This window comes from Sporosarcina sp. E16_8, assembly GCF_017347095.1.
In the GTDB taxonomy this organism is placed as follows: domain Bacteria; phylum Bacillota; class Bacilli; order Bacillales_A; family Planococcaceae; genus Sporosarcina.
In genome coordinates this window covers 1-12,988 of the sequence record NZ_JADPRZ010000027.1, presented here as the reverse complement: position 1 = coordinate 12,988, position 12,988 = coordinate 1, and the positions used below count along the sequence as shown (strand labels likewise).

Genomic DNA, 12,988 nt, shown 5'->3' with positions numbered 1-12,988 from the left:
GACTTTATAATTATGCATACATATACTAAGGGTAACTTATAAACAGGGGTGATTGTAATGAAAGTAGGAATCATTGGCGCATCAGGATACGGTGGACTTGAGCTCATCCGGCTACTGCACAACCACCCAGAAGTAGAGCAAATTGAATTATTCACATCTTCCGAAGAGGGAACAGTGTTCTCGCATAAGTATTCACATCTTATGAATATAGTCGAACAGCCACTTCAAAAAATAGAGCTAGAAAGATTAGCAGAATTCGATGTCGTATTTTCAAGTGCTCCTGCTGGCGTAGCGAGTACATTGCTTCCGCCGTTAATCGGAAAAGGACCAAAGCTTATCGATTTGTCAGGAGATTTCCGTTTAAAAGATCTGTCTCTATATAAACAGTGGTATAAAAAAGAACCTGCACCGGCTTTAGCTGTTGAGCAGAGTGTATACGGATTGACTGAATGGAATTATGATGCAATCCGGCAAGCGCAGTTAATTGCCAATCCAGGTTGTTACCCAACGGCGGTTCTGTTGTCGTTATTACCATTATTGAAAGAAAATGCAATCGATGCGAGCCAGTTAATTATCGATGCAAAAAGCGGCGTATCTGGTGCTGGCAATCAGCCAAGTCAAATGACACATTTCAGCGAAACGAATGAAAATATAGCCATCTATAAATTAAATCAGCATCAGCATATTCCAGAAATTGAGCAAGCCTTTGCAAACTTTGCAAAAGAAATTCCACCTATCACATTTAGTACGCATCTCGTGCCTATGACAAGAGGAATTCTAGCGACAAGTTATGCACCAGTAGTGGATGGGGTGTCGGAAGCTCACCTCATTGATTGTCTGAAAGAAACATATGCTAATCATCCATTTGTCCGTGTTATGCAGGAAAAAGATAAGTTCGGTACCAATCAAGTATACGGCTCAAACTATTGTGATTTACTCGTAAAAGTTGACCCGCGAACGAATCGGGCAACAATCGTTTCTGTCATTGACAACTTAGTCAAAGGGGCAGCAGGGCAAGCCATTCAAAATATGAACGTACAATGTGGTTTCGAGGAAATAACCGGCCTATCACTTGTCCCGGCATTCATCTAACTTAGGGGGAGTATTATGACGACAACAGTTTTAGCTCTGAAGCGTGTATCGGGAAATAACATCGCGTCCCCAATTGGTTTCAAAGCTACAGGAATGCATTGTGGGATTAAACATAAGAAAAATGATTTGGCACTTCTCGTTAGTGAAGTACCAGCAAATGTTGCAGGTGTGTTTACAACGAATGCAATTCAGGCTGCGCCACTAATTGTCACAAAAGAAGCAATGCACCAGACGGGGAAAATGCAGGCAATCATTGTTAATTCGGGAAATGCAAATGCTTGTACAGGGAAGCAAGGATTGAAAGATGCACGCCTTATGCAACTAAAAGCGGCTGAAAAACTTGGGATTGCACCTGATTTGGTCGGTGTCGCATCGACTGGGATTATTGGAGAAATGATGAAAATGGATCCAATTGTTAAGGGCATTCAGAAACTTGAACCATGTTCTGAATTAGAAGGTTCGATTCTATTTTCTCAAGCCATTTTAACAACAGATACCGTAACAAAAAATACAGCATACAGCACGGTGATTGATGGCAAAAAAATCACTATCGCTGGAACTGCAAAGGGATCGGGAATGATTGATCCGAATATGGCAACAATGCTCGGTTTCATAACAACAGATGCAAAAATCGAATCAATTCATCTGCAAGCTGCTCTCAAAACAGTGACAGATTTGACGTTTAACTCGATTACGGTGGATGGTGATACATCTACAAATGATATGGTGCTTGTAATGGCAAACGGGATGGCAGGCAATAATTCGTTGACACCGGCACATCCGGACTGGGAACAATTCACGGAAGCATTACACGCTGTTTCTCAAGACCTTGCGAAAATGATTGCGAAAGACGGGGAAGGCGCGACGAAGCTTATTGAAGTTGAAGTATCAGGAGCGATTACGGATGTCGAAGCACGTAAGATTGCCAAAACAGTGGTTGGTTCACCACTTGTAAAAACAGCTATCTTTGGCTGTGACGCCAACTGGGGAAGAATTATCGCTGCTGTCGGTTATAGTGGGGCTACATTGGATCCGGATGCCATCAAGATAAAGATTGGAACAACAATTGTTGTTGAAAACGGGGAGCCTGTCCCATTTTCGGAAGCGGAGCTGTTGATTTATTTGAAACAACCAGAAGTGAAAATCACTGTCGATCTTCATCAGGGAAATGGTCAGGGAGTAGCGTGGGGGTGCGATTTAACATATGACTATGTCCAAATCAACGCAACATATCGCTCGTAAACGAATGGTTATTAAGCTTGGTGGAAGTATGCTAGAAGGGCTGAATGAAGGTTTTTTCACGAATGTCATACAACTGAAAGAAACCGGTCATGATGTAGTACTTGTTCATGGAGGTGGACCTTTTATTAATAAAGAACTTGCTAGAAACAACGTGTCATCGAGCGTAGTGAACGGTATTCGGGTGACTTCGAAAGCTGCGGTGGGGATTGTTCAATCGACATTAATAGGTCAAGTGAATCCAGCCCTCGTCCATCAATTAAATAAAGGTGGCATCAATGCGATAGGCCTTAGCGGATATGACGGGCAATTGCTTACCTGCACGCTGTTGGATGAAAAACTGTACGGCTCCGTTGGAGAAATCCAGGGCGTCCGCACCGAATTAGTAGAATTACTTCTTGAAGATGGACTTGTACCAGTTATTTCGTGTATCGGTGCAACAGAAGATGGAGCACCCCTTAACATCAATGCGGATACAGTTGCAAGTAAGATTGCCCTGGCGATCCATGCAGACAGCCTACTTCTTGTGACGGATACTCCGGGCATTCAAATAGAAGGAAGTGTTCAACAAACGGCTTCACCAATAGAAATTGTCCAGTGGATTGAAACAGGTGAAATTTACGGAGGCATGTTGCCAAAAGTCAAAGCCGCACTCGACTGTTTAGGTGCTGGCATTCCGTCAGTCCAAATTGTCGGACAGCAATTAGAAGGAACTACAGTTAAATACAGGGAGGTCTTCATTTGACTACGCTATTTCAAAATTACGCACGTCGTTCAGTCCATCTGGTAAAAGGGCGTGGTACGATCGTGACGGATGACAAGGGAAAAGAGTACCTAGACTTCATAAGTGGTATTGCGGTCGTCAGTCTTGGTCATGCACATCCAGCGCTCGTTGAAGCAGTCAAACAGCAAAGTGAAAAACTATGGCATGTCTCAAACTTATTTGAAAGTCCGGAGCAGGAACTGTTAGCTGCAAAGCTTGTGGAAGAAACGCCTTTCAGCCACGCCTTTTTTTGTAACAGTGGTGCTGAAGCAAATGAGGCAGCAATTAAATTAGCACGAAAACATACACAGAAAAATGTCATCATTACATTTGAACAATCCTTTCATGGACGGACATTTGGCGCCATGTCTGCGACTGGGCAAGCCAAGGTTCGCGAAGGGTTTGGGCCACTGCTGGAAACATTTCGTATCATCCCCTACAATGACGAACAACAATTGGAAGCTGCGATTGACGGTGATGTAGCTGCAATTATGCTAGAAGTCATTCAAGGAGAGGGCGGCGTCCACCAAATTGACTCAAACTTTGCACAAAAAATAACAGCTATCTGTAAGTCAAAAGGGATTTTACTCATTGTCGATGAAGTTCAAACAGGCATTGGACGTACGGGAACGCGTTATGCCTATGAGCAGACAAACCTTGAGCCAGATATCATTACACTCGCTAAAGGATTAGGTGGAGGCTTCCCGATTGGTGCTATGCTCGGATCAAGTGAGCTTTTTCCTTCATTCGGACCGGGTACTCATGGTACGACATTCGGGGGCAACCCGTTAGCTGTTGCAGTCGCACAAAAAGTTGTTGATATTGTATTTAAGAAAAAGTTCTTGCAAGAAGTTGAAGATAAATCGACTTACTTGATTGAAAAACTGCAGACATTATTGCCGCAAGACCAATTCACTATTCGCGGAGCGGGCCTGTTGCTGGGGATTGAATGCGAAGAGGAGATTCTACCATTTATTCAACAAGCGGAACAAGCAGGTTTGCTGTTAGTTCAAGCAGGAGCCAATGTCATACGACTATTACCACCATTAACTGTTACATATGAAGAAATCGACCAAGCTGTGGTTATTCTTACTGCCGTTCTACTCACCAAAAAAGTTGTAATCATGTAATGGGCCTTTGAATTAAGGTGTTCAGTGAAGCACTATTCAATCGACCTCTGTCCGAGGGTAATACAAACGGATCTGCTAAAAATGGCGGGTCTTTTTGTTTCGTGTTGTAATATTCAGTTAAAATGTTTGAGTAATGAGAACGTTTGTTTTATAATGAGGAAAAGCGAATGGAAGTGAGTGTGTGGTTTCTCTTATTCGTGAACGTGGCGATGTCTATGCTGTTGACTTGTTGGATATGCGCAATGATGTTGTCTTTAGAAGTTTTTTTGGTGATAGACGGAATAATAAATTGCTGTTAGATTTTTTAAATGCTATTTTAGGGGGTACTATTTCTTCAGTAATATTGACAGATCCCAATCTCGAACTCACTCATTCAGCCGATAAGATGTCGGTGATGGACATTCGGGTTATGACAGATCAAGGTGAACAGATTAATGTAGAAATACAGGTAAGAGGTCATCAAGCATTTCCCGAACGTATGCTTATGTATTGGTCAAAAATGTATGCAAGTCAGGATGAAAGTGGTAAAGACTATATCCTATTGAACAAGGCAATTCAAATTGTGATTACCAATTTTAAAATGTTGCGGAAAGCCCACTTTCATAGTATGTTTCAGTTAATCGATCCGGAAGATGGAACAGTTTTTTCTGACCATGCCGAGATTCATGTGCTTGAATTAACAAAGATAGGGATTCAGCACATACAAGATACCGACTCGCTTGAAAAATGGTTGTTATTTTTAAAAGGGGATAAACAAACAAAGGAGGCGTTGGCGATGGAAAGCTCGACAATGAAAGAAGCATTCGAAGAAATTCAACGTTTAAGTCAAGATCCCAAAACCCGCGCAATTGCCATCTCACGAGAAATCCAGTTGAAAGACCAAATGCAGCGGGAATATGATGCGATGGAAAGAGGAATAGAAAGAGGAATAGAAAGAGGAATAGAAAGAGGAATTGAAAAGGGAAGGGAAGAGGCTACAGCAGAACGTGACAGGGTAATTGTACTGAATATGCATATGAAGCAAACAGCTCCGACTGCAATAGCGGAACTTACTGGAATCACGCTTGATAACGTAATGAGAATTATTGAATCGAATGTACACTAAATGGCTGTGAGTTTCTAAATTGTATTGGCGCCAGCTACCTTTTTGGGGCGTGTTAGGCACCGAAAAAAATAAATGTAACTTTTACCAGTGCTCTCCGTCAAATTCATAGAGTAACGAAAAGTGAGGAGAGAATTAGAATGAAAAAAATCGGTACAATCGCATTAGCAGCACTATTAGCAGTAAGCGTAGTAGGTGGCTATTCAGCACAAGCACAGGAAAAGGTTACAGAAGCTATTAGCGAAAAAGAACAAGTTACAACAAACTTTATGAAAGCTACGGGCGTCATTCAAGAAATTGAAAAGGAAGAAGCGGGAATCCGTGTAACGATTGAAAATGAAGATAAACTGATTACAATTTTACGTATCAATGATGACTCTCTGCTATTCAATAGTGGGACGACAAAATCTTTAAAACCAGCAGACTTGAAAAAGGGTGCAACTATCGCAGCTTATTATGATAAAAACAAGCCGATGATCCTGATTTATCCGACAACAGTGACACCGGAAATGGTCGTTGTAAGCGATAAAGAAGTTTTCGGTGAAGTGAAAGTCAGTAAGTTTAACAAAGAATTCTTAAGCTTGGATGGCGAGTTAAAATTGAATATCGGGGAGGATACGCCCCTTTTCAATCAACAAGGTAAAGCAATCGAATTGAAAGAGTTGGATGGTAAAGAATTGATGGTATTTTACTCAATCACAACGAGAGGCTTACCACCACAAACACCACCAACTAAAATTATAGCTTTGGATAATACAACAGTAGAAGCGCCTGAAGTAGAACCAGAAGTGAAACCAGAAGTACCAACAGGTTTACAAGACATCATCGCTAGCGACCATTATATGAAAAATGGCGTCAAAATGATTCCACTTCGTAAAGTTGCTGAGCATCTTGGTTATAATGTCCTTTCGCAGCCAAAAGTTAAAGGAGCACTTGTTACTCTAGACAACAGTTCATTCACAATTAAACGCGGCGATAACATGTATGGATATAATAAAAGCATCCGTAAATTCGAAGTAGCACCTGAACTGAAAGGTATGAAAACATACGTTTCAGAAGACTTCCTGGAGCTATTAATCAAAAACTAATAACCGAAAAGCATGGTATATGAAAGAGAGCTTGAAACGATGGGACTGCCCTATAATAGGGCGGACGTTTCAGGCTTTTTGCTATGTATATTTATGAAGAATGACTATACAGAATGTTTAATCTACTGTACTGTTAATATACAATCTATCAATAGAAAAGGAGTTTACGTTTGATGAAAAAACTTATGTCTTTTTTTACTGCACTGCTAGTTATGTTCACTACACTAGGCAATGTTTCTGCGGCACCTTTATTCAAAGATGTCGATGATAAGTACGGGGCGAAAGCAGAATTAGATTATTTGGTGGAGCGCGGTATTATCTTTGCGGACCCTACACAAAGTTTTGGTGTGAATGAAGAAATTACGCGCCTGGAAGCTTCAGCTATGATTATCAGGGCGTTAGGTCTCCAAACGGTAGACCGGCCCGATCCAAATTTCATCGATGTCACTTTGGGGGACGAAGGATACGATATCATAGCTACAATAACTGATGAAGGTTTCGTCAACGGTAATGCGAACGGCGAATTCATGCCGAACGATAAGTTAACTAGAGGACAAATGGCAGCGATTTTAGTCAAAGCTTTTAAGTTGAAGGGAACATCAGAACAGGCTTTTAAAGATGTCGATCCAGCATACTGGGCGTCGGATTCGATTAAAACACTATTCGCCAATGAAATCACAACGGGTTATCCAAACAATATATATAAGCCTACAGCATTCATTACGAAAGCGAATTTCGGTGTGTTCATCGCACGAATACTGAATCCTGAATTTAAAAAACAGCCTGTCTGTTATAAGTCTGACAGTAAAAAGACGGCTGTTATAACTGTACAAGTGACAAACTTATGGAAATCACCGAACAATAATCGTGTAGTGGACCGTCCATCTATTTCGAGCCCTACCGATATCCAAAAGTGGACGAAAAGTATGTCTGTCAGCCAAAAATTATGGCTCGTTGGTCGAACGGATACGCAGGCCTTATTTGGACAGGAAGTCGTCATTTTGAAAAGTAGCGGCAACTGGCATGAAATCGCTGTCAAGGACCAATACACACCTAGGAATAAAGCGGGCTATCCAGGATGGGTCCCGAAATCCCATGTGACAGAAATAACGACTGATTATACGGATTGCCAACTAGCAATCGTCGATACAAATATCGCTACGCTATATAATGAACCAAAAAAGGCCAACAAATTCATGGATATCAGCTACACAACAATGCTTCCTGTCATTAAGGAAGAAGGCGATTGGTTGCATGTTCAAACGCCAGCTAATGGTGTGAAATATTTGCGTAAGCAAGATGCTAAAGTCGTTAAAAACTTTGCGGCGATACCAAAACCCACTCAACAAGACATCGTCAATAGTGCCAAGATGTTCCTGGGACTACCGTATGTTTGGTCAGGTATATCAGGTTTTGGCTTTGACTGTTCGGGTCTTATCCATTCGGTATACAAAAATCATGGCATCATGATTCCACGTGATTCATTCGTCCAGGCAGTCAACGGTACACCTGTTGCAAGGAAAAATATGCAAGCAGGCGATTTACTATTTTTTGCGTACAATCAAGGCAAAGGGAAGGTCTATCACGTCGGCATGTATATCGGAAAAGGTCAAATGATCCACGCACCTAATTCAAGCAGAAACGTCGAAATTGTATCCATCGATACACACCCTTACAAAGCAAACTATGCGGGCTCAAGAAGGTATTTAAAATAAAGTAAATGCCAGCATTGAATCAATGGGCGATCTTTTTTTCTGTAATTAATCAATAATAGGGTGTAGTTCGGAAAAAGGAGGGTCTGCACTTGAAGAAATTCACCATGACACTCGTTGCATCAGTACTCATGTTGTCGATACTGCCATTATCAAAGGCTGAAGCGCACGAACAGTTTTTAGATTTGAATGGACACGGAGCAGAAAAAGAAGTCTTGTATCATTATGACAAGCATATAATCGGTGGCTATCTGGATGGGACGTTTAAGCCAAATCATCCAATTACTCGTGCTAAGCGGTAGCGATGTTACAGAAAGCATTGGACATCAAAGTGATCGACAAACCGACAGTGAAATTTAAAGATGTATCGAGTACGTCGAATTTTTCAAAAATCGAATTGCAGGCGTCTATCCAGATGGCTCATTTAAACCATCGAATACAGTCACATGCGCTCAATTCTCCGCATTTCTATCGCGTGCCCTTGAAGTCAAGTCAGCATGAAACTGGGCGCAAACAAGTCCTATATCGGTGAAAAGGGGACGTCGATCGAACAGGATGGCTGGTTGTGCACAATTATGGATAATAAACTTGTTAAAATTAATCAAAAAACAATTGATATTAAAAGTACAAAGGTTTCTACCATATCAAGCGCAAGACATAACTGTGACGGACACTGAAATCATCGTTGAAGATAATAAGGGGAAAAAACACGCACTGAAAAAATGATGAAAAAGTATCCTTCGGGATGCCTTTTTCATCATTTTTGTTTTCAGTAATAAGGAAATGAAGACCAGCGCCAATGAATTCCAAACACAAACATAAAGTCTTCAACATAAGATAAACAATAAGGCCACAAAGTACGAATCACTATCCCGAAAAAGGATGTGTTTAGGCGTGTACAATAATTTTAATCAGAATCCAAATTCAAAATACACGCTGGGCGATCTCTTAAAAGGGAAAGATCTTGAAATCGTAGCAGCATCACTCCTTTTGCTCGGTAAACTAAAAGTCGAATCCGCCCAATTCTATAGAGATAAACCCATCATTTCCGTTACATTGTTGGGAGAATTCAAACATCTGAACGATAACAAAGTGGATGAAATGGCTGATTTTTTAGAGAAAAACGGAGATTTGACATTAGATGAGGTATTCGATGGAATCAAAAGGCGAATGGATAAAGGCAGGAGGAACGGACGTGGATGAAACAACCAGTTTTGATGCCAGTAAATTTATCAATACCGTGATATTAATCGTATTTCTTCTTCTCCTCGTTTTCGGTTCAACAAGTTTAGGTGGTTTGACAGTAGTGGAGGATTTAGGGTAAATAAGAATGTAACCATAATGAACAGGGCTCATTAGAAAAAATGAGCCCTGTTCATTATGGTGTTTAGTTAGAGCTGAGTTATATTCTGACGACGTTTATTTCATTTAATTCATAATTCAATTGCAAGAGTGCCCTGCACGTTAAGGAGTAGAAATTAACCCATAGGCTCTCTATAACCTGTTTCCGCTTTAAATTTCACTTCAGCATAAGAAACTTCTTCAGCTTCGAACTTCTTAGATGAAACGAGTGTACCAATAATTGCGGCTAAGAATCCTGCTGGAACTGAAATGATGGCTGGATTTGAATATGGGAAGATCGGTTGCCCAACGAAGAACGCTGCTCCCGGCACAGGATTAATAACACTAGGGCTTAATGCAACAAGGACTAGCGCGACAATCAAACCAGTTAACATTGAAGCAACTGCACCTGTCGTATTAAATTTTTTCCAATAGATTGTAAAGAGGATAGTCGGCACATTCGCAGAGGCGGCGATACAGAATGCCAAAGAAACAAGGAAGGCGACATTCAATTTTTCCGCACCGAGTGCCAAAATGATAGAGAAAACAGCTACGGCAATTGCAGCGATTCTTGCTGCTCTTACTTGTTGTTTCTCTGTTACTTTACCTTTTTTAATAATTTCTCCGTAGATATCATGTGCAATTGCAGAAGCCCCTGATAATACCAGTCCAGCAACAACGGCAAGGATTGTTGCGAATGCAACAGCTGCAACGAATGACTCTAATGCTGTCCCACCTAAGACACCAGCAAGCATAGGTGCTGCCATGTTTCCAGCGGCATTTTCTGCAATTATTGCATCCGCGCCAACAAATTTAGCTGCCCCAAATCCAAGGAAGATGGTTAGAACGTAGAAGATACCAATAATCCAAACCGCATAAATTACAGAAGATCGAGCTGTTTTCGCATCTTTTACCGTAAAGAAACGCATTAAGATATGCGGCAATCCAGCCGTACCTAAAACGAGTGCAATAAGAACGGATATCAAACCAATCGGATCTTTGTAAATTATGCCGGAATGTAGGAAGGCTTCACCATGTGGCGTTGCCGTTCTCATGGCATCAAACATGCCGATAAAGTTGAAATTGAATTTTAGTAGTACGAGGAACGAAATAATAATGGTTCCTATCATAAGCAAAACTGCTTTGACAATTTGAACCCAACTTGTTGCTGTCATACCACCGAAGAGTACGTAGGTTGTCATCATCACCCCGACGATGAGAACGGAAATCCAATAGTCAATTCCAAGAAGTAATTTAATAAGTGCACCAGCACCTACAAGCTGAGCAAGCATATAAAATAACACAATCGTAATTGTATTTAGTGCTGCCGCGCCGCGGACTTTTCTTGCTCCAAATCGCGCTCCAATCATATCAGCCATCGTAAATTTCCCTAGATTACGAAGTGGCTCGGCGATTAGAAATAAAACGACCAGATAAGCTGTTAGCCAGCCAATACTATAGTAGAATCCGTCAAATCCATTTAATGAAATGGCTCCAGCAATTCCTAGGAATGATGCGGCAGACAGGTAATCCCCTGCAATTGCCATTCCGTTTTGCCAGCCGGTTAATGATCCACCAGCAGTATAAAAATCACTCGCTGTTGTTGTTTGCTTAGCAGCCCAGTATGTAATTCCGAGTGTCAGTCCAATTACTGCAACGAAAATTAATATTGATATGAAATTATCCACTTATAAATACCCCCCTTATTTCACAACATGTTTTTTAAGAATTTCTTCAACGTCTAAATCGAAACTCTTCGCTTTGTTCATATATATGGATGTAAATACCCAGACCATTACGAACATACTTAATGAGTACACCCATGTCCAAGTCATCGAACCGATGGCGCTTTTTTCAAGAATTGTTGTATAGCCTGTTAGAATTGGTAGTGTAAATAGGGCAACAAAAAAGAAAATCATATACGGTGTAGAAAACTTTCTTTTTCGTTTGACTAATTCTTTGAATTCAGGTGTATTGATAATTTTTTCATAGTCCAATGTTACATTCGCTTGTTTTTTCTTCGGATTTTTACCCACGATTTCATCCCCTTTTTTTCTGAAGTGTTGAAAACTGGTAGTTTAATAAAGTAATAAGCCTCATTTCAAATGAATTCGTTTTCATATTCCGTAAAAATAGCGCTAAATCTGTTATAAATGTTAATTACTTAATAGGATACTAGTTTCACACTACCAAATAATCTGTCAACAAACAAGTTATTTTTCTGAATAGTTAAAACCTTATTTTATTATAGCGAGAAATAAAAAAGGGAAGTATTAGTGTTGGGGGAATTAGCGGCTATGTTTAATTGAAATAAAGTCTTAGCTAAAAATCCAATATGGGTATCCTTTGTAAGGTAGCTTCCCTTATCCTGTTTAATTATTCAAGTAGTATAAGAGATATAGGTGAAGTCATAGGGTTTTTAATAACCTATCAACATATTGGCGGAGGAAAGTACGAAGTCTAAGATAGGTGGATTTGTCAAAAAACACGTAAAAATCCCCCTCATCTTCCTTGATGGGGGGGATTTTAACATATGGAACTAACTCATTCTCCAGATTCTGCCGCGAAGTCGCGTTGTCCTAGTTCTTTTTCATAGATATACAATGCATTTTTATCTTCCCCGATGCGTTTCAGGTATTCGATATGTGTATCGAAGGATGCTTCCTCTTCAACTTGCTCGTCCAAGAACCATCTCAAAAATGAAATCGTGGCATGCTCTTTTTCTTCCCAAGCAAGGTCCGTTAATTCATAAAAGTTCTTTGTAACACCTTTTTCTTGTTGTAAACCTGATTCAAATGTATCCAATACTGAAGCAAAATCGATTTTTGGTTCTGACGTTGCGGAAAACTTAGCTTGTATCCCGCGGTCATTCATATAGTTGTAAATCTTCATGCCGTGAAAACGTTCTTCTTCAGCTTGTTGAAGATAATAATTGGCAAAGCCAGCGTAATTATTGTGCTCGCAATAAGCAGCCATTGCCATATAAGCTTGTGCAGCGTCGAACTCATTATTCATTTGCTGATTAAGAGCGTCTGCTAGTCGTTGACTGATCATCATATTGCCTCCTTTTAGTGTTAGGGCTATCCTTTCTATATCATAGCCTAATCTGTATTATCAATCACGTATTTTGATTAAAAACACGGAAATTTGTCGTATTTGGAATGTGGAGGACAAGAGATGACAACAATTTTCGATTATTTCTGTGGTCAATGTATAATAAAGATTAACACGAGTGGCAAGCACGCGGAAAATATGCGGAGGGGAAAAGTATGAACAAATTAGATGCTAACGAAATAAGAACAATGTTTACAACTTCTACTTTTAATAAAGGAGAGTCTTATTATAAAAGTGGTAGAGTGCGTAATTTAAAATTGGATAAGGAGGGCGATAGGTGGAATGCCACGGAGAGTGTAAAATATCTTGTGTAAATGAATAAATGCAAAAAGGAAGACCTTTTCTTGGTAGAATTAAGTCACCACAACCAATCCTAGAAAAGAGGCCTTCCCTATGACCCAGTTTAC

The 12,988-nt window shown here is 40.3% G+C and carries 14 protein-coding genes; 11 read left to right on the top strand and 3 right to left on the bottom strand.

Going from position 1 to position 12,988, the window contains the following annotated elements; genetic code table 11:
* Nucleotides 1-57: 57 nt before the first annotated feature.
* From argC to I2484_RS21555, 10 genes are all read left to right on the top strand, one after another.
* A complete protein-coding gene (gene argC / locus I2484_RS14270; protein WP_207151714.1) occupies nt 58-1,092 on the top strand; it encodes an N-acetyl-gamma-glutamyl-phosphate reductase in 1,035 nt (344 codons plus the stop codon).
* Between the two features lie 15 nt (nt 1,093-1,107).
* Nucleotides 1,108-2,334, top strand: a complete 1,227-nt coding sequence (gene argJ / locus I2484_RS14265) for a bifunctional glutamate N-acetyltransferase/amino-acid acetyltransferase ArgJ (protein ID WP_207151713.1) — start codon at nt 1,108-1,110, stop codon at nt 2,332-2,334.
* On the top strand, nt 2,297-3,076 hold the full coding sequence (gene argB / locus I2484_RS14260) for an acetylglutamate kinase (protein ID WP_207151712.1): 780 nt from the start codon (nt 2,297-2,299) through the stop codon (nt 3,074-3,076). The genes argJ and argB overlap by 38 nt, the downstream gene beginning before the upstream one ends.
* Nucleotides 3,073-4,224 (top strand): acetylornithine transaminase, encoded by a 1,152-nt coding sequence (locus I2484_RS14255; protein ID WP_207151711.1) that lies wholly within the window; start codon nt 3,073-3,075, stop codon nt 4,222-4,224. The genes argB and I2484_RS14255 overlap by 4 nt, the downstream gene beginning before the upstream one ends.
* 181 nt (nt 4,225-4,405) lie before the next feature.
* On the top strand, nt 4,406-5,329 hold the full coding sequence (locus I2484_RS14250; RefSeq protein WP_207151710.1) for an Rpn family recombination-promoting nuclease/putative transposase: 924 nt from the start codon (nt 4,406-4,408) through the stop codon (nt 5,327-5,329).
* A 137-nt stretch (nt 5,330-5,466) separates the two neighbouring features.
* The gene (locus I2484_RS14245) at nt 5,467-6,414 is read left to right on the top strand and encodes a stalk domain-containing protein (RefSeq protein ID WP_207151709.1); all 948 of its coding nucleotides are present in this window, start codon (nt 5,467-5,469) and stop codon (nt 6,412-6,414) included.
* A 173-nt stretch (nt 6,415-6,587) separates the two neighbouring features.
* Nucleotides 6,588-8,129 carry an NlpC/P60 family protein gene (locus tag I2484_RS14240; protein WP_207151708.1) on the top strand — a complete coding sequence of 514 codons (1,542 nt, stop codon included), beginning with the start codon at nt 6,588-6,590 and terminating at the stop codon, nt 8,127-8,129.
* Between the two features lie 89 nt (nt 8,130-8,218).
* Entirely contained in the window at nt 8,219-8,428 is a 210-nt protein-coding gene (locus tag I2484_RS14235; RefSeq protein WP_207151707.1) for an S-layer homology domain-containing protein, read from the top strand.
* Between the two features lie 592 nt (nt 8,429-9,020).
* The gene (locus tag I2484_RS14230) at nt 9,021-9,329 is read left to right on the top strand and encodes a hypothetical protein (RefSeq protein ID WP_346014194.1); all 309 of its coding nucleotides are present in this window, start codon (nt 9,021-9,023) and stop codon (nt 9,327-9,329) included.
* A complete protein-coding gene (locus I2484_RS21555) occupies nt 9,322-9,450 on the top strand; it encodes a hypothetical protein (RefSeq protein ID WP_255551433.1) in 129 nt (42 codons plus the stop codon). The genes I2484_RS14230 and I2484_RS21555 overlap by 8 nt, the downstream gene beginning before the upstream one ends.
* 154 nt (nt 9,451-9,604) lie before the next feature.
* Here the strand turns inward: I2484_RS21555 and I2484_RS14225 are convergent, their stop codons facing one another.
* The 3 genes from I2484_RS14225 to I2484_RS14215 all read right to left on the bottom strand — a co-directional run bounded on the left by I2484_RS14225 (nt 9,605) and on the right by I2484_RS14215 (nt 12,521).
* On the bottom strand, nt 9,605-11,155 hold the full coding sequence (locus tag I2484_RS14225) for a sodium:solute symporter family transporter (protein WP_207151705.1): 1,551 nt from the start codon (nt 11,153-11,155) through the stop codon (nt 9,605-9,607).
* Nucleotides 11,156-11,170: 15 nt separating this feature from the next.
* Nucleotides 11,171-11,503: a DUF485 domain-containing protein gene (locus I2484_RS14220; RefSeq protein WP_207151704.1), complete on the bottom strand. Its 333-nt coding sequence runs from the start codon at nt 11,501-11,503 to the stop codon at nt 11,171-11,173.
* A 508-nt stretch (nt 11,504-12,011) separates the two neighbouring features.
* Nucleotides 12,012-12,521, bottom strand: a complete 510-nt coding sequence (locus I2484_RS14215) for a ferritin (RefSeq protein ID WP_207151703.1) — start codon at nt 12,519-12,521, stop codon at nt 12,012-12,014.
* 215 nt (nt 12,522-12,736) lie between these two features.
* Here I2484_RS14215 and I2484_RS14210 point away from each other — a divergent pair, with 215 nt between their 5' ends.
* Nucleotides 12,737-12,895 carry a hypothetical protein gene (locus I2484_RS14210; protein WP_207151702.1) on the top strand — a complete coding sequence of 53 codons (159 nt, stop codon included), beginning with the start codon at nt 12,737-12,739 and terminating at the stop codon, nt 12,893-12,895.
* Nucleotides 12,896-12,988: the final 93 nt, after the last annotated feature.

Coding starts and splice junctions, on each gene's coding strand:
- argC (WP_207151714.1), top strand. CDS start 58: ATGAAAGTAGGAATCATTGGCGCATCAGGATACGGTGGACTTGAGCTC.
- argJ (WP_207151713.1), top strand. CDS start 1,108: ATGACGACAACAGTTTTAGCTCTGAAGCGTGTATCGGGAAATAACATC.
- argB (WP_207151712.1), top strand. CDS start 2,297: ATGACTATGTCCAAATCAACGCAACATATCGCTCGTAAACGAATGGTT.
- I2484_RS14245 (WP_207151709.1), top strand. CDS start 5,467: ATGAAAAAAATCGGTACAATCGCATTAGCAGCACTATTAGCAGTAAGC.
- I2484_RS14240 (WP_207151708.1), top strand. CDS start 6,588: ATGAAAAAACTTATGTCTTTTTTTACTGCACTGCTAGTTATGTTCACT.
- I2484_RS14215 (WP_207151703.1), bottom strand. CDS start 12,521: ATGATCAGTCAACGACTAGCAGACGCTCTTAATCAGCAAATGAATAAT.
- I2484_RS14210 (WP_207151702.1), top strand. CDS start 12,737: ATGAACAAATTAGATGCTAACGAAATAAGAACAATGTTTACAACTTCT.